This window comes from Acinetobacter sp. 22301 (assembly GCF_052045285.1).
GTDB classification, from domain to species: domain Bacteria; phylum Pseudomonadota; class Gammaproteobacteria; order Pseudomonadales; family Moraxellaceae; genus Acinetobacter; species Acinetobacter pittii.
In genome coordinates, this window is record NZ_JBQEOR010000002.1 from 209802 (window position 1) to 226199 (window position 16398).

A 16398-nucleotide genomic window follows, 5' to 3' on the forward strand; every position below is an offset into this window, starting at 1 on the left:
ACTAAAGGACTGATCAATCAAGAAACTGAACGTGCCCTGTTTTTACATCGTAAATTGCACCCACAACTACGATCTCACCTCGATCAACCATATCTTTAAGCACGCTGCTATTATTAATAATGTACTGGATGTTGTAATGAACATTCATTGCTGTGACTTGACTAATAAAAGCATTACCTAATTCACGTGGCTGCATAATGTCATATACGCTATCAACCGAATGCATTAATGGTCCAAGTACATATTGAATATGTGGCATTTCCTTCACATCAGACACTTGCTTTTGCTCTAAACGCAATTGACATGCACTTGTTACTGCACCGCAATCGGTATGTCCTAAAACAACGATGACTTTAGAACCTTTAGCCTGACAAGCAAACTCAAGTGAACCCAATACTTTTTGCCCAGCAATATTACCTGCAATTCGTAAGCTAAACAGATCACCAATACCTACATCAAAAATCATTTCGGTGGGTGCACGTGAGTCCATACACCCAAGGACTGCTGCAATCGGATGTTGCCCTTCATCTGCAGTCACACGAATTTGTCGGTAAATATCTCGTTGTAGACGTTCATTTTTTACAAAACGTTCGTTCCCTTCTTTAAGTAGGTTAACGACCTGTTGTGGACTCAGCTTTTGTTGTAAATCATGTGTACTAATATCAATATCAAGTACCGCATCATCAACATCTTGATAGTGCTGTTTGAACCCGACCAATTTAAGGTTTACCTGACGTTTAATAGCCGTTTCACTTTGATAATCTTGAATAACTTGATAGATATCAGGATCAATCGAATCACACTGAGTTGCATCAATAATGAGTTGCTGATGTTTATGTACATGTTCCAATGCCGAAATAAGCGCAGAACGATTAAGGAAGGTCACTTGTGATGGGAGTTCAATACGCGTGACTACGCCATGCAAACGCTTCTCTCTATAAACACGAATACCTTTATTAAAATTGCCATAGAGAATAAAAGCACTACTGGTGAACAGACCAATTAAAATTCCCATTAAAAGATCTGTCAGCAAAATTGCAACTAAGGTAATAATAAAAGGTAAAAACTGTTTCCAACCTTTTTGATAAAGCTGTTTGAATAGTTTTGGATGGGTAAGCTTAAAGCCTGTCACAATAAGGATCGCAGCCAATGCAGACAGAGGAATCATGTTCATTAATGGCACGAAGAACAAAACCGCTAACAGCAACAATACCCCATGAATAATGGTAGAGCACTTACTACGCGCGCCTGTATTCGCATTCACCGAACTACGAACAATCACTGAGGTGACGGGCATGCCACCTATTAAGCCCGAAACGATATTCCCTGTACCTTGTGCCCAAAGTTCACGGTTCGGCGGAGAAGAACGTTTTTGAGGATCGATTTTATCTGCTGCCTCTAAATTCAATAACGTTTCTAAAGATGCAACGACAGCCAGAGTAATTGCCCCTGTGTAAATCATAGGCTCAGCTAAATAGCTAAAATCAGGGAAAATTAATACTTTTTCGGGTGCTTGTAATATATTCGGCAATTGAATGAGGTTATCAATTTGCACTGCCCATGCAGAGCCGATACTCACCAAAATAAAATTTAAAACTGCTGCGAGCACAACCGCAATCAAAGCAGAAGGTAAAGCTAGTTTTTTAAGCGGACTGCTATCCCACGCTAAAATTAAAAATAAACTGAGTAAACCAATAAGCGCAGCACCTCCATCAAAACGTTGAAGGAAGGCATCTGGTGTTGAAGTCCAAACTTGTTTCCATGAAAAATCAGAAAGTCCAAACAGATAAGGCAATTGCGTGGCAATCAGGATGACACCAATAGCAGCTAATAACCCTAAAATGACATTATTTGGAATAAAGTTCGCAAAAAAACCTAACTTAAATAATCCAAATAGAATTTGTAGGACACCGGCAAAAATAATACATAATAAAAAGGCGGCATAATTGCCGCCTAATTGTTCTAACTGTACAAGGATGACAGCAGTCAGCCCTGCCGCTGGGCCTGCAACGCTAATGTGAGAACCACTTAGTAAACCCACAATAATGCCGCCCACAATACCTGCAATAATACCTGAGATGATGGGAGCACCTGAGGCTAAAGCAATACCCAAACACAGCGGTAATGCCACGAGGAATACGACAACTCCGGACAAGAGGTCTTTTAAATGAAATCTATTTTTCAGGTTTAAAACCGACATAAAACAACCATTTATAATATAAAGAAATAAGCAAAGTTGTACTATTACAGCCTGAAAGTGAGTAAATGCTTCAAGGCTGGGTTGATGATGTCTAACAACTGAATATCATTAAAGTTTAGTTATGCTATAACGTTGTGTATTTAATTGTGTATTTAACAACGATTTGTTGATCTTAAGATTCACCTCATCTTTACGACTATTTTTTTCTTATTTCGCTTTTATATAATTATTAAAAAAGTAATATTTTAACCCATAAAAAAAGCCTCCAATTGGAGGCCTCTTTATCAATTAAAGACTCTTATTTAGAACCTTTAATTCCTGCTTGTAATAACAATGCACCTAAACCACCAATCTTTTGTTCTTGTGGTTTCTCTTGCTTGCTACGCTGAGGGCGTTCAGCTTGATCTTTACGCGGTTGAGGACGTTTACCTTGAGGCTTACGCTCAAAACGCTGTTCTGTATTTTGCTCACGGCGTGGTGGACGCTGTGCTTTTACAGGTGCAGAACCTTCAGCACGCATACTTAAGTTCACGCGGTTACGTTCAACATCAACCTGCATAACACGCACTTGTACGATCTGGCCCGGTTTTACAACTTTATGCGGATCAGAAACGAATTCATTCGCTAATTCAGAAATATGAACTAAACCATCCTGATGTACACCAATATCAACGAAAGCACCAAAGTTTGTGACATTAGTAATCACACCCTCAAGTTGCATACCTTCTGTCAATTGGCCCACTTCAGTAATATCTTCGCGGAATTTAGCAGTACGGAACTCTGGACGCGGGTCACGACCCGGTTTTTCAAGTTCAGCTAATACGTCTTGTACTGTTGGCAAACCAAATTTGTCATCAACAAATTCATCAGCTTTTACTTGGCGAATGATTTCGGTATTACCAATGATGTCTTTCACAGTTGTCGCTTTTGCTGCAACAATTTTCTCAACAAGACCATAACTCTCAGGGTGAACAGCAGAAGCATCTAAAGGTTCAGAACCATTTTGGATACGTAAGAAACCAGCTGCTTGCTCAAAAGTACGCTCGCCTAAACGTGGTACGCTTTTCAAAGCTTGACGGTTATCAAAACGACCATGCTCTTTGCGATATTCAACAATTTGCTGAGCAATTGCTTTGTTTAAACCTGCAATATAAGCCAAGATTGCTGGTGACGCCGTATTTACATCAACACCAACAGCGTTCACACAGTCTTCAACTACCGCGTCAAGAGTTTTTGCTAAACCAGTTTGATTTACGTCGTGTTGATATTGACCTACACCAATTGATTTCGGATCAATCTTAACAAGTTCAGCAAGTGGATCTTGTAAACGGCGAGCAATCGACACTGCACCACGAATTGAAACATCAAGCTCTGGAAGTTCTGCAGCAGCAAGCTCACTTGCAGAGTAAACAGATGCACCCGCTTCACTTACAGTCACGCGTGTTAATTTGAGGTCTGTATTAGCAGCCATCATTTCAGCCACTACAGCTTCTGTTTCACGGCTAGCTGTACCATTACCAATAGCAATAAGCTCTACATTATATTCACGGCATAGACGCGCAAGTTCAGCAATAGAACCTTCTTTATCTTCTTTAGGCGCGAATGGATAAATCGTGCTATGAGCAAGTACATCACCTGCATCGCTTACTACTGCAAGTTTCACACCAGTACGAATACCAGGGTCAACACCTAAAGTAGTTCGACCACCTGCTGGCGCTGATAATAATAAATGACGAAGATTTTCAGCGAATACCTGCATTGCTTCTGCTTCGGCAGTAAGTCGTTTCTCTGTTAGCAATGAATGCTCGATTTGAGGACGAACTTTACCCAACCAGAATAATTTTGCAGTTTGTTTTAAGAAATCTTGACGTGCTTGAGGTTGAATTTGCTCAAGGTTGTATTCAGTTTCAATACGCGCTAATGGTGCATCATCTTCACCATCAACTTTTAAACCTAATACGTTTTCTTGACGCCCACGTAACATCGCCAATAGACGGTGTGAAGGTAATTTGTTTAAACCTTCAGAAAATTCAAAGTAATCACGGAATTTTTTACCGACTTCTTTCTTTTCTTCAGAAGCAACAGTACTTTTTAAAACCGCAGTTTTTGCAAAAGTTGCTTTTAATTCTGTAGTAAGTGCAATATTTTGTGCCCAGTCATCAATCAGAATATGCTGGATCGCATCTAACTGACTTTCAACATCTGGATAGTCTTCATGACTAAAACCAGCCAATGCTTCTGTCGGGTCAACTTGTTCTGCAATAATTTTTTCAGCAATCGGTCCTAAACCTGCTTCTTTTGCTTTAAAAGACTTACTTGTACGCTTAGGACGATACGGTGCATAAATTTCTTCTAAAGCATTTTTTGTTTCGGCTGCATTCACCCGCGCCAACAAGTCATCATTCAACTTATTCTGTTCTTGCAATGACTGAATGACCTTTTCACGGCGCTCATATAAATCACGTAAATACGCTAAACGAGTATCTAATTGGCGTAACTGCGTATCATCTAAACCTTGTGTTACTTCTTTACGGTAACGGGCAATGAATGGAACACTGGCACCTTCGTCAATTAAGCGGATGGCAGCTTCTACTTGGTTTGGACGTACGGCAAGCTCACTTGCCAACTGCTGAACTAAGTCAGTCATCGTGTTTGATCCCACAAGGATAAAGTTTAAAAGCACTGATTATAAAGACCAAGCCCATAAAATCCACACTTGTTTGCGTATTCAAAACGTTTTTTTGTATTGACTCTGAATATTTATACTTTTTACGACTACTAGAGCACGCAAAAACAGTGATTTAAGTATAAAAAAGTTAAGACTGAACCCTACCTTTTAATCTTTAAAAAATATAAACGTATGACTTATGTCATGAACATGACAAAAAATTAATATAATTTATGAGAAAATGATCATATTGATACATAGCCCAAAAGATAAAAACATTGAGGTTGAGCACTACTTTATTCTTCTAATTTCTTATCTACTCAGTTTTTTTATCTTATTCAGCAATCAAAAGTCTATTATATTTATTTCAAATAACTGATTTGAAACAATTAGTTATTACCATTGAGTTATTCGAAAATTATTGAAAATTTAACTATTTGTTGTTTTAGGGCGGTCTTTGCTAAATTATGGGCTTAAGATGTTGTTTTTTGGTTTCAAACCACCTTGAAAATTGTAATTTTGAGCAAATTGATACATAGTCTAAACAAGAACATCGGCATTATACTGAGGGCTTGTTGGCAATAAGCCTATCCGACCCAATAATATATAAATTATGACTTTAAAAGGGAGTACATCATGAGTTTAGTTGTACCTGCTGAACATCCTGAAACCGTACACAACGAAACGGATCGTGTCGAACGTATTTTAGTGGTCGATGACGATGTGCGTTTACGTACCCTCTTGCAACGTTTTTTGGAAGATAAAGGCTTTGTTGTAAAAACTGCCCACGATGCTTCGCAAATGGACCGTTTATTACAACGTGAGTTATTTTCACTTATCGTACTCGACTTTATGTTACCGGTTGAAGATGGTTTAAGTATTTGCCGTCGTTTACGCCAATCAAATATTGATACGCCAATCATCATGTTAACAGCACGTGGTAGCGATTCAGACCGTATTGCCGGTCTTGAAGCTGGTGCAGATGACTACTTGCCAAAGCCATTTAATCCAAATGAGCTTTTAGCACGTATCCGTGCAGTATTACGTCGTCAAGTTCGTGAAGTTCCAGGCGCGCCAAGCCAACAAGTTGAAGTTGTAAGCTTTGGACCATGGTCTCTAGACTTATCAACTCGTACGCTGACACGTGAAGGACAAATCGTTACCTTAACAACTGGCGAATTTGCTGTATTAAAAGCATTGGTACAACATCCACGTGAACCATTAACACGCGATAAATTGATGAACTTAGCGCGTGGCCGTGAATGGGGTGCAATGGAACGTTCAATTGACGTTCAAGTTTCTCGTTTACGTCGTTTAATTGAAGATAACCCTGCACGTGCACGTTACATCCAAACTGTATGGGGTGTCGGCTATGTGTTCGTTCCAGATGGTGCTGAATAAGCTTGAGATAAGATAGAGTGAGTTTAGAACCAATCGCCCCACAGAACTTTACCGATTACGTGACCTACTCAGAGCGTAAACGGACTCGATGGGAACGTTTTCTCGACAAAATAAAGCCACGTTCTGCTGCCATGCGTACCACTATTCTGGTACTGCTGGTGGTGTTCTTTAGCTTATTTATGTCGTTATGGTTCTTTTGGCGCACTCTTTATTTACCTGAAATTCAACAGCACGCCCGTTATCTTGCGGTCGAGCTTGAGCTCGTCAATAATCCTGATATACGAATTTTTCATCGTGAAAATGAAGTAGATATTGATGCGTGGTTGCGTAATCGAGTCGGTATTGAATACGTTACCAACCCCAAAGAATATCCAAGTGTCCGAGAAAAGGTCATTGCCGAGTTTTTTACCAATCATGTCGAAAAAAAGCTGGCAAATGAGATTGGGACTAAAGACGTTACCGTTTACTTTCAATTTAAACCGAGCCCACGCATTTGGATTCAAACTCCTGAAATGCATGGCAACTGGGTTCGCGAGCCTTTAAAAACCTATGCCAACTACAGTCCTGAACTTTTAGTGGGTTGGGTCGTGGGTGTTCCATTACTGTCGGCTATCATTATTTTAATTTTGGTTCGACAGATGAACCGCCCTCTGCGTCGTTTGCAAAATGCTGCCAATGAATACAGTAAATCTGGAACAGCGCCGTACCTTGATACCAATCACGGTCCATTAGAAATTCGTCAAGTAAACCAAGCCTTTAATCGTATGGTCTATACACTCGATCAGACTGAGCGTGAACGACGTATTATGTTGGCAGGTATTTCACATGATTTACGCACCCCTCTTACACGCATACGTTTAACAGCAGAGATGCTGCCTGATGAGTTTTTGCGTGAAGGTTTGGTTTATGACGTAGATGATATGGATGCAATTCTTAATCAGTTCATTTCATACATGCGCGATGGTTCAGATGAGGAGTTGAAAGACACCAATATCAACATGCTTTTGCAAGAACTTGTTGTGCAATTTAAACCTCTCGATATTCAATTCGAGATGCAGGATGTACCTATTATTCCGGCACGTAGTCTTTCTTTAAAAAGACTTATTGCCAACTTGATTAATAATGCAAAACGCTATGGTGCTGAACCGATAGAGCTCAGTGCAAAAGTTGAAAATGAATCTATTTTAATTACCGTTGCTGATCATGGTGAAGGCATTCCGGCAGATCAAATTGAAGAGTTAATGCAACCTTTTGTTCGCGGTGACTCAGCAAGAACCATTCAAGGTAGTGGTCTTGGGCTGGCTATTGTTAAACGTATTGTCGATATTCATCATGGTGAGATTCAAATTCATAATCGTGAACAAGGTGGTCTAGAAGTTATTATTTCTTTACCAATCCCAAAACCGAGTACCGAAGAAAATACCACGACGAATCCTTTGGAAAAAATAAAACAAACATTAAGTGAGCGCTTTTAATTTGATCAATCAGTAATTAAAAGCGTTGTTTTAATGATAAATAAAAGCAATAAAAATCAATTAAATAAAAACCATAAATATAATTTATACCGCCATTTATTTATAAAATTAGACCTTAGCCTAACACCTATGCACTTTTCAATTTTTCATAGCTAAAATCCCGTATGTTTTGACAATATTGAGGATGTCCAATGTCTTTAAGTCGTATTCGCCTAGCTTCTCTTCATGACAAGGTCATCAGTGCTGAACAAGCTGCGCAATTCATCGAAAATGGAATGACCGTTGGTATGAGTGGTTTTACTCGTGCCGGTGAAGCTAAAGCTGTTCCACAAGCACTTGTAGAGCATGCAAAGAAAAATCCGTTAAAAATCACGTTAATTACGGGTGCTAGCTTAGGTAATGACTTAGACAAACAACTCACGGAAGCAGGTGTTTTATCTCGTCGTATGCCATTTCAGGTAGACAACACTTTACGTCGTGCGATTAACAACGGCGAAGTTATGTTTATTGATCAACATTTATCAGAAACTGTTGAGCAAATGCGTAACCAGCAACTTAAACGTCCAGACGTTGCGGTGATTGAAGCAATTGCGATTACTGAAGATGGCGGCATTATTCCAACAACTTCTGTAGGTAACTCTGCAAGCTTTGCTATTTTTGCCGAAAAAGTTATTGTTGAAATCAATACCTCTTTAAGCGAAAGCTTTGAAGGTTTGCACGACATCTATATTCCGACTTATCGCCCAACACGTACTCCAATTCCATTAACAAAAGTGGATGAGCGTATTGGTACAACCGCAATCCAAATTGATCCTGCAAAAATTGTAGGTATTGTATTTAACGATACACATGACTCACCATCAACAGTAACTCCTCCAGATGATGAGACTCAAGGCATTGCAAACCATCTAATTGCTTTCTTTAATAAAGAAGTTGCAGAAGGTCGTTTACCGAAAAACCTTGGTCCATTACAAGCAGGGATTGGCTCTATTGCCAACGCTGTACTAACAGGTTTAAAAGATTCTGATTTTGAAGACCTCATCATGTACTCAGAAGTACTACAAGACTGTACTTTTGAACTCATTGATGCAGGCAAAATGAAATTTGCTTCTGGTAGCTCAATTACCCTTTCTGCAAAATGTGGTGAAAAAGTTTTTGGTAATATCGAAGCTTACAAAGACAAATTAGTGCTTCGTCCACAAGAAATTTCTAACCATCCTGAATTGGTTCGTCGTTTAGGAATTATCGGCATTAACACTGCGCTTGAGTTTGATATTTACGGTAACGTGAACTCAACTCACGTGTGTGGTACCAAAATGATGAACGGTATCGGTGGTTCAGGTGACTTCGCTCGTAACGCTCACTTAGCGATCTTTGTGACCAAATCAATTGCTAAAGGCGGCGATATCTCTTCTATCGTGCCAATGGTGAGCCACGTTGACCACAGTGAACACGATGTTGATATTTTAGTGACAGAGCAAGGTTTAGCTGACTTACGCGGTTTAGCGCCTCGTGAACGCGCTCGCGCTATTATCGATAATTGTGTACACCCACTTTATCGTGATGCATTAAATGACTACTTTGACCGTGCATGTGCTAAAGGCGGACATACCCCTCACTTACTTCGTGAAGCATTGTCTTGGCATGCAAACTTCGAAGAAACAGGTCAAATGCTTCAAGCAGCACCAGTTGCAAAATCAGCTTAAATCACTGGTTTAATTCAAGCACTCCTTCGGGGGTGCTTTTTTATTTGTTTAAATTATTAATAAAAAACTGCTCAAGCCCGAATTTTTATTTTATCTTTTCAGCACATCAAAACAAAAAGTAGAAATCCATATGTTTATTATTCGTCAATTTACAAATGCAGATCTGGATGATGTCGTTATTTTATGGGAAAGCTGTGGACTGACCCGCCCTTGGAATAATCCTGAAACCGATATTTTCAGAAAAGTCTCGCAACAGGATGATTTGTTTTTGGTTGCTATTAAAGATGAGCAACTGATTGGTACGCTTATGGGCGGCTACGACGGCCATAGAGGCTGGATTAACTATTTGGCTGTTCACCCCCACCAACAACGCTTAGGAATCGCTACAGCGCTCGTTCAGCAGCTTGAGAAGCGCCTCATCGCTCGTGGCTGCCCAAAACTTCAATTATTAGTTCGTAAAGACAATTTGAATGTATTGAATTTTTACGAACAGCTTGGCTATGACGAGGTAGAAGCAGTGTGCTTAGGAAAACGACTTATTCGTGATAGTTCTCACGATTAGAGACAAGTTTTCAGTTGAGCCATTTTTAGAAAGTTAAGGCAATATTGGGGATAAACCTGTTTGCTTGTGGATAAAATGAGATTTATACACAGGTAAGGTCTTAATATTTTTATTAAATAAACAGGCATGAAAAAAGCCCCATACATTATGTATGGGGCTTTTTCGAATATGGTGGCGAGACCCAGGATCGAACTGGGGACACACGGATTTTCAATCCGTTGCTCTACCTACTGAGCTATCACGCCGATGGCCTGTATTAAGCCGTATCTCAGAACAATAGTCAACAATTATCCTGAGTTTCTGATTTAAATGAGTATTTTTTATACTTAAAAAAAATCCCTGATGGGATCAGGGATTGAAAACACAAATAATGGTGGCGAGACCCAGGATCGAACTGGGGACACACGGATTTTCAATCCGTTGCTCTACCTACTGAGCTATCACGCCGAAGTGGGCGTATTAAACAATGTTTATAAGAAGACGTCAAGCAACTTCCGTGTTTTTTGTAACAAGTGATTATTTTTAAATCACAACCACAAAATAATAGAAGCTTTTAGTGATGTAGTTTACCAATGTGAGCCAAACAGCGATGAATCGCGCCACAGCCTGGTTCAAAAGTTTTAACACCTTTTGACTCTTCTATGCGGCAAGCTTCTTCGACTAAGCGCTCAGCTACCCCACGACCACGGTTCGCAGGGTGCACAACAATATATTCAAGAACCTTGCTTTCGCCTTGTCCTGAAGACCAAATTGCACCTATAATTTTGGTGTTAAATTCGGCAGTGTATAGCGTGGTATACTGTTGTAAATCTTGTTCAAGTTGTTCAATCGCATCGTGCCCGTCACCAAACTCCGGACTTGTATCATACAGTCGCTCAAGCTGATCGCGGATCTCTGAATTATCTAGAGAACTATAAGCATGTACGGTAATAGGCATTGATTAACCCTCCTGAGCAAACTATGATGCTGTCACGAATTCGTCACAGCGAAATTGTCGTTAACATCCAATCATTTTTGACGTTTTTTGAGGAACGTGTCCATGACGCAACGTATCAGTGAAGTGGTTAGAAATACCAATGAAACCAAAATTCGAGTTCGTTTAAATCTCGACGGTACTGGTCAAGGCACACTAAACACTGGAGTTCCATTTTTAGACCATATGATTGATCAAATCAAGCGACATGGCTTATTTGATATCGATATTCATTGTGACGGAGACCTCGAGATTGATGATCACCACACCGTAGAAGACTGTGGTATCACGCTTGGACAAGCTTTTGCACAAGCTTTAGGCGATAAAAAAGGTTTAAAACGCTATGGTCATTTTTATGCACCATTAGATGAAGCTTTATCTCGCGTTGTTGTCGATTTATCTGGTCGTCCGGGTTTATTCATGGATATTCCATTTACCCGTGCACGCATCGGTACCTTTGATGTCGATTTATTTTCTGAGTTTTTCCAAGGTTTCGTAAACCATGCGCTTATGACCTTACATATCGATAACTTAAAAGGTAAAAATAGCCACCATCAAATCGAAAGTGTTTTTAAAGCACTTGCTCGTGCTTTACGTATGGCATGTGAAGTTGATCCACGTGCAGAAAACACGATTGCATCGACAAAAGGTAGCCTCTAATGACACGTATCGCGTTACTTGATTATGGCATGGGCAATCTACACTCAGCAGCTAAAGCACTTGAGCATGTGGGCGCTACAGTCGATGTGACCAATGATCCAAAATTAATTGCACAAGCCGACAAAATTGTTTTTCCAGGCGTTGGTGCAATGCGTGACTGTATGCAAGGTATGCGTGAAGCAGGTATTGATGAAGTTGTACGTAAAGCTGCTTTTAATAAACCTGTTCTTGCGATTTGTGTAGGTATGCAAGCATTGCTACAAAGTTCTGAAGAAAATGGCGGTGTAGACGCATTAGGTATTTTTGACGGCGTAGTAAAACATTTCCCTCAAATGGAAGGTTTAAAAGTACCACACATGGGCTGGAACCAAGTTCACCAAATGGACCCAAGCCATCCAATGTGGAACAACATCGAACAAGATGCTCGCTTCTACTTTGTACATAGTTACTATGTCGAAACAAAAGATGAAAGCGTTGTGGCTGCAACTTGCGAGTATGGTGTGAACTTCTGCACAGCCATTCACAAAGATAATTTATTCGCGACTCAATTCCACCCAGAGAAAAGTCATACTGCTGGTTTGCAGTTACTTAAAAACTTTGTGGAATGGAATATTTAATCTGATTTAAAACTGAAAAAGATCAGGTCGAGATGGCCTGATCTTTTTTTTATTTACAATAACAACTAATCATTTATAGAATGATGTTTTATTCAACAAAATATTGAATATTTATACTTTTAAATAAAACCAAATGATCAGGAAAACAAAATGAATTCACCTTTTGAAAATCAGCCACTTCAACACGATTCCCCCTTTAAAGCTAGTGGTCGTTTTGGGCGACTCTCTTATGCTGCTTGGACATTCTTATTTTCACTCGTCATCGGTATCGCCGTTGTCATCATCGCTTTTACTTTTGGGTTTACATCTAGTCAGGAACTAACGGGTCTTTCTACGGCAGGCATGATTGTTATCGGCATTCTTTATATTGTTTGCCTCTATGTAAGTTTTGTATTTACAATCCGCCGCTTGCACGACCGTAATAATACAGGATGGCTATCATTACTGATGCTGATCCCCGCCGTAAACCTGATTTTTATGATTTATCTCTTTGCAGCAAAAGGTACAGAAGGCAATAATGATTACGGCCCACAGCGCCCTACCCCTGGTTGGGAGCGCGTTTTAGGCTGGATTTATATTATCCTAATTCCACTTGCTTTGGTTTTTGCTGTCGTTGCCACAATCATGTCTCCGACCTATGAAGGCTATGTCGAGAAAAGTGAAAGTGTGGTCATTGGTACACCTTCTCAGTCTCAATAATTTTTAAAGACATTCATAAAGCCTAGTTCTCTAGGCTTTATTCATATATAAAGTGAATAGCCCAATTCTTTTGTACGCTGTTAAATATGTCCGAAGCCGTTGCCCTCCTTGATAAAGCCTCCATTCAGCAGCTTCCTCCTTTTGAAAATCTTAACCACCATAATATTGTGGTGATTGAAAATATTGAGCAATGCAAAAGTATTGAAGAAGAATTAAAAAACGCTGCAATTTTGGGATTTGATTCTGAGTCTAAACCTACATTTAAAGTGGGTGAAATCTCAACTGGGCCACACTTAATTCAACTTGCTACAATACAAAAAGCCTATTTATTTCATGTCAATTCATCGACTTTAAAATTCTTGCAGCCCATTTTATCTAACCAGAAGCAAATTAAAGTCGGTTTTGGCCTTAAAAATGATAAGCATATTTTTCATAAAAAAGGTATAGAGCTAGAAAGTTGTGTGGACCTTGCCAAAGGATTTAGTCACTTTGGTTTTAAACAGCAAATGGGCTTACAAAAAGCGGTGGCACTGTTGTTTGGACAATATCTGGCAAAGTCGAAAAAAGTTGGAACTTCAAACTGGGCACGAAAGCCACTTACATCTCAGCAAATAAATTATGCCGCCGCTGATGCTTATGCTGCATTACTCGTATTTGAAGAGCTCAGAAACCAAAATCTATTACCCGCTCACATTTCACAAACTATTCAAACCGCACTTCAAGCGTAAAGTAATAAAAGTCTTTTCTAAGGCTTAGCGATTGATCAATACTTTGCTAAGATGTGCACAATTTCATAAACATGATGAAGCAAGGAGCGAAAGCATGCTAATCATTCCAGCAATTGACCTGAAAGATGGTAAATGTGTGCGTTTAAAACAAGGGCGTATGGAAGACGATACCGTTTTCTCTGACGATCCGGTTGCAACTGCCCAGCATTGGGTAAATGAAGGTGCGCGCCGTTTGCATTTGGTTGATTTGAATGGCGCTTTCGCAGGTACTCCAATTCATAAACCTGTTGTTGAAGCGATTGCTAAAGCTCAGCCAGAATTACCAATTCAAATTGGTGGTGGTATTCGCTCATTAGAAACGATTGAACACTATTTAGAAGCTGGCGTGACTTTTGTCATTATCGGCACTAAAGCTGTTCAAGAACCTGAATTTGTAGAAGAAGCTTGTAAACGTTTTGCAGGCCACATCATTGTTGGTATTGATGCCATGAATGGTATGGTTGCAACTGACGGTTGGGCAAACGTTACTGATGTGAAAGCAACTGATTTAGCGAAACGCTTTGCAGATGCAGGCGTGTCTAGCATTGTTTATACAGACATTGCTCGTGACGGCATGATGCAAGGTGTAAATGTTGAGCAAACTGTAAACTTGGCTCAGTACTCAGGCTTACCAGTAATTGCTTCAGGTGGTGTTACCAACCTTGATGACGTTCGTAACTTAAAAGGCCAACCGGGCATTTTAGGCGCGATCACAGGCCGCGCAATTTATGAAGGTACTTTAAACCTTCGTGAAGCTCAGCTTTTGTTGGATGAAAACCGTCTTTAATTTTTAAGATGTAAAAAGAGCCTGATTAGGCTCTTTTTTATTTTTGATTATCTTTAGTTTAATAACTTTTCTAAATCGATTACCTCATCCGCAATTTCCATCGCATAGGGTGAATGCGTAATCATGATTACAGATGGAACAACCTGCTGAATATATTCAAGTATATTTTTTGCAGTATCTACATCCAAGGCGGCAGTCGGTTCGTCTAGGATGATGAGCTGCGGGCGAGCTAAAAGACCTCGAAGAATGCAAATTCTTTGCTTTTCTCCTCCTGAAAAATTCTTATAAATTTCAGTTAAATCATCATCGAGCGTTAGTTGATGCTTTTTCAAAATATGTAATAGATTAAATTGATCAAGCATCTGAAGTAAGTAAGAATCCTCATATATGTGTGAGGAGTTATAAACTAAATTATCTCTAAGGGAATAAGGGAAAATAACTGGTTGCTGTGCAACGTAAACAACCTCATCAAAAATATATTTAGAGAAATTTTGGCTAATATCAATATTCTTATAGCAAAGCTGCCCTGATTGAATCTGATAGACACCCATTAAATAATTCATTAGAGAAGTCTTTCCCAAGCCAGTTGGCCCAATCACGACATACGTTTTATTGGCTAATATTGTTAAATTAAAATGATCTACGGCTCTTTTCCCAAGTAAAAATTTAGCATTTATAAATTGAAAGAGAACGTTGGAGTCTTGAACGATAGAATGCGTATAATTTTCTTTATCGAGATTAAAGTATTTTCGATATTTTGCTAAGGCGACAAAGTTACCATTTAAACGCATCAAGCTTTGAGAAACCGCTAAAAATGGATTGGTGAGTTGAATAATATAAGTACTTATCAATACGAAAGCACCCGGTGTAAGCTGCTTTTCAGTTGAAAGAAAGACTGTAAATAACATAAAAAAGAGTAAAAACAAAAAGATCAGGAACAATTGAGAAATCATCAATAGCCCTATTTTTTTATTCCTATCTTTAGCTGTTTTGATGAATGAGTCTAATGTGGTATTAAATTTTGACAATTGAAACGGTACTGCATTTTTTACTTTAATTTCATATGAATTTGAAATCTGATGTATCAAATGGCTATTTACCTGATTATCTTGTTGATACATCGAATCGAATAAAGAACTGCTTGTTTTATTTATATGAAAGGAAACTAAAAAAATAACGATAGCTACCAATAAAAAACTGATACTAAAAAGTAAGCTAATAGTTGTAAATAAAACTGCAAAGATCATAACCAATTGAAAAATGATTGGCCCCAAATGAAGCAGTAACGTTAAATTTATCTCACCAAAAGCAGAACTTCCTCTTGCAAGATCACTGATGACTGTTCCAGCTTCAATTTGATCTTGCTCATCTTTTTTAAGATTTAAATAACTTTTTAACCCCGCAAAAATTAATGCTCCTTTGAAATCAACCATCAAATAAGCACTAAAAATATTTTTCGTCCAATTACATAACTCATTCGCTAACCATGCTGCAGCATAAGCGAGTACGATTAGATATAAGAAATTAAATGGAAGTCGAATATCTAGTGGAAAGTTATATGCCTGTGCAGAGTAATCAATAATAATTTTTAATAGGTATGGCAATAATGTCGTAAAGAATGCTGTAAACATTACTAATAAAAACATGAGAAACATACTACCTTTTTGCTTCTTATAATTTTCTTTAGAAACCTGCCATAAAAATTTATAGTTTTGAATATCTTGTGAACTTAATAAGAACTTCATTTCTGTATCTTTTTTCTATTAAAACGAGTTAAAAATAATTTCATTACACACGAAATATCATAACTTGCCTTATTTATTCTTATTCATATTTTTTGTTTAAATTGAATTCACAGGTTTTTAAGATAGGTCATATGCATC

14 protein-coding genes and 2 tRNA genes are annotated in these 16398 nt (G+C 38.7%); 10 read left to right on the forward strand and 6 right to left on the reverse strand.

The genetic code is table 11. The features are described 5' to 3' along the window. Positions 1 to 13: 13 nt before the first annotated feature. Positions 14 to 2200 carry a SulP family inorganic anion transporter gene (locus ACTJJH_RS05225; RefSeq protein WP_033848943.1) on the reverse strand — a complete coding sequence of 729 codons (2187 nt, stop codon included), beginning with the start codon at positions 2198 to 2200 and terminating at the stop codon, positions 14 to 16. A 298-nt stretch (positions 2201 to 2498) separates the two neighbouring features. Continuing rightward, the gene (locus ACTJJH_RS05230; RefSeq protein WP_002116875.1) at positions 2499 to 4847 is read right to left on the reverse strand and encodes a Tex family protein; all 2349 of its coding nucleotides are present in this window, start codon (positions 4845 to 4847) and stop codon (positions 2499 to 2501) included. Between the two features lie 657 nt (positions 4848 to 5504). On the opposite strand from ACTJJH_RS05230, the gene ompR reads away from it, so the two are divergent. The 5 genes from ompR to ACTJJH_RS05255 all read left to right on the forward strand — a co-directional run bounded on the left by ompR (position 5505) and on the right by ACTJJH_RS05255 (position 10012). Then, positions 5505 to 6269 (forward strand): osmolarity response regulator transcription factor OmpR, encoded by a 765-nt coding sequence (gene ompR, locus ACTJJH_RS05235; RefSeq protein WP_000060753.1) that lies wholly within the window; start codon positions 5505 to 5507, stop codon positions 6267 to 6269. 17 nt (positions 6270 to 6286) lie between these two features. Then, entirely contained in the window at positions 6287 to 7744 is a 1458-nt protein-coding gene (locus ACTJJH_RS05240; protein WP_002117035.1) for an ATP-binding protein, read from the forward strand. A gap of 33 nt (positions 7745 to 7777) precedes the next feature. Then, a complete protein-coding gene (locus tag ACTJJH_RS05245; protein WP_206260557.1) occupies positions 7778 to 7900 on the forward strand; it encodes a hypothetical protein in 123 nt (40 codons plus the stop codon). A gap of 35 nt (positions 7901 to 7935) precedes the next feature. Beyond that, positions 7936 to 9450: an acetyl-CoA hydrolase/transferase family protein gene (locus tag ACTJJH_RS05250; protein ID WP_002116671.1), complete on the forward strand. Its 1515-nt coding sequence runs from the start codon at positions 7936 to 7938 to the stop codon at positions 9448 to 9450. Between the two features lie 130 nt (positions 9451 to 9580). Next, positions 9581 to 10012, forward strand: coding sequence for a GNAT family acetyltransferase (locus ACTJJH_RS05255; RefSeq protein WP_002116887.1), 432 nt, complete (start codon positions 9581 to 9583; stop codon positions 10010 to 10012). Positions 10013 to 10181: 169 nt separating this feature from the next. Here the strand turns inward: ACTJJH_RS05255 and ACTJJH_RS05260 are convergent. From ACTJJH_RS05260 to ACTJJH_RS05270, 3 genes are all read right to left on the reverse strand, one after another. Continuing rightward, a tRNA-Phe gene (locus tag ACTJJH_RS05260) sits at positions 10182 to 10257 on the reverse strand. 126 nt (positions 10258 to 10383) lie between these two features. Then, a tRNA-Phe gene (locus tag ACTJJH_RS05265) sits at positions 10384 to 10459 on the reverse strand. Between the two features lie 106 nt (positions 10460 to 10565). After that, complete coding sequence (locus ACTJJH_RS05270) at positions 10566 to 10949, reverse strand: GNAT family N-acetyltransferase (protein WP_002116928.1); 384 nt, start codon at positions 10947 to 10949, stop codon at positions 10566 to 10568. Positions 10950 to 11051: 102 nt separating this feature from the next. Between ACTJJH_RS05270 and hisB the strand changes: the two genes are divergently transcribed. From hisB to hisA, 5 genes are all read left to right on the forward strand, one after another. Next, entirely contained in the window at positions 11052 to 11645 is a 594-nt protein-coding gene (gene hisB / locus ACTJJH_RS05275; RefSeq protein ID WP_002116767.1) for an imidazoleglycerol-phosphate dehydratase HisB, read from the forward strand. Continuing rightward, positions 11645 to 12262 carry an imidazole glycerol phosphate synthase subunit HisH gene (hisH, locus tag ACTJJH_RS05280; RefSeq protein ID WP_017400520.1) on the forward strand — a complete coding sequence of 206 codons (618 nt, stop codon included), beginning with the start codon at positions 11645 to 11647 and terminating at the stop codon, positions 12260 to 12262. The genes hisB and hisH overlap by 1 nt, the downstream gene beginning before the upstream one ends. 150 nt (positions 12263 to 12412) lie before the next feature. Continuing rightward, the gene (locus tag ACTJJH_RS05285) at positions 12413 to 12961 is read left to right on the forward strand and encodes a DUF805 domain-containing protein (protein ID WP_206260555.1); all 549 of its coding nucleotides are present in this window, start codon (positions 12413 to 12415) and stop codon (positions 12959 to 12961) included. Between the two features lie 86 nt (positions 12962 to 13047). Next, positions 13048 to 13689, forward strand: coding sequence for a 3'-5' exonuclease (locus ACTJJH_RS05290; protein WP_440600826.1), 642 nt, complete (start codon positions 13048 to 13050; stop codon positions 13687 to 13689). Between the two features lie 94 nt (positions 13690 to 13783). Next, on the forward strand, positions 13784 to 14515 hold the full coding sequence (gene hisA / locus ACTJJH_RS05295) for a 1-(5-phosphoribosyl)-5-[(5-phosphoribosylamino)methylideneamino]imidazole-4-carboxamide isomerase (RefSeq protein ID WP_000905538.1): 732 nt from the start codon (positions 13784 to 13786) through the stop codon (positions 14513 to 14515). A gap of 53 nt (positions 14516 to 14568) precedes the next feature. Here the strand turns inward: hisA and ACTJJH_RS05300 are convergent, their stop codons facing one another. Continuing rightward, positions 14569 to 16260, reverse strand: coding sequence for an ATP-binding cassette domain-containing protein (locus tag ACTJJH_RS05300; RefSeq protein WP_440600827.1), 1692 nt, complete (start codon positions 16258 to 16260; stop codon positions 14569 to 14571). Between the last annotated feature and the right edge of the window lie 138 nt (positions 16261 to 16398).

Coding starts and splice junctions, on each gene's coding strand:
- ACTJJH_RS05225 (WP_033848943.1), bottom strand. CDS start 2,200: ATGTCGGTTTTAAACCTGAAAAATAGATTTCATTTAAAAGACCTCTTG.
- ACTJJH_RS05230 (WP_002116875.1), bottom strand. CDS start 4,847: ATGACTGACTTAGTTCAGCAGTTGGCAAGTGAGCTTGCCGTACGTCCA.
- ompR (WP_000060753.1), top strand. CDS start 5,505: ATGAGTTTAGTTGTACCTGCTGAACATCCTGAAACCGTACACAACGAA.
- ACTJJH_RS05245 (WP_206260557.1), top strand. CDS start 7,778: ATGATAAATAAAAGCAATAAAAATCAATTAAATAAAAACCATAAATAT.
- ACTJJH_RS05250 (WP_002116671.1), top strand. CDS start 7,936: ATGTCTTTAAGTCGTATTCGCCTAGCTTCTCTTCATGACAAGGTCATC.
- ACTJJH_RS05255 (WP_002116887.1), top strand. CDS start 9,581: ATGTTTATTATTCGTCAATTTACAAATGCAGATCTGGATGATGTCGTT.
- ACTJJH_RS05270 (WP_002116928.1), bottom strand. CDS start 10,949: ATGCCTATTACCGTACATGCTTATAGTTCTCTAGATAATTCAGAGATC.
- hisB (WP_002116767.1), top strand. CDS start 11,052: ATGACGCAACGTATCAGTGAAGTGGTTAGAAATACCAATGAAACCAAA.
- hisH (WP_017400520.1), top strand. CDS start 11,645: ATGACACGTATCGCGTTACTTGATTATGGCATGGGCAATCTACACTCA.
- ACTJJH_RS05285 (WP_206260555.1), top strand. CDS start 12,413: ATGAATTCACCTTTTGAAAATCAGCCACTTCAACACGATTCCCCCTTT.
- ACTJJH_RS05290 (WP_440600826.1), top strand. CDS start 13,048: ATGTCCGAAGCCGTTGCCCTCCTTGATAAAGCCTCCATTCAGCAGCTT.
- hisA (WP_000905538.1), top strand. CDS start 13,784: ATGCTAATCATTCCAGCAATTGACCTGAAAGATGGTAAATGTGTGCGT.
- ACTJJH_RS05300 (WP_440600827.1), bottom strand. CDS start 16,260: ATGAAGTTCTTATTAAGTTCACAAGATATTCAAAACTATAAATTTTTA.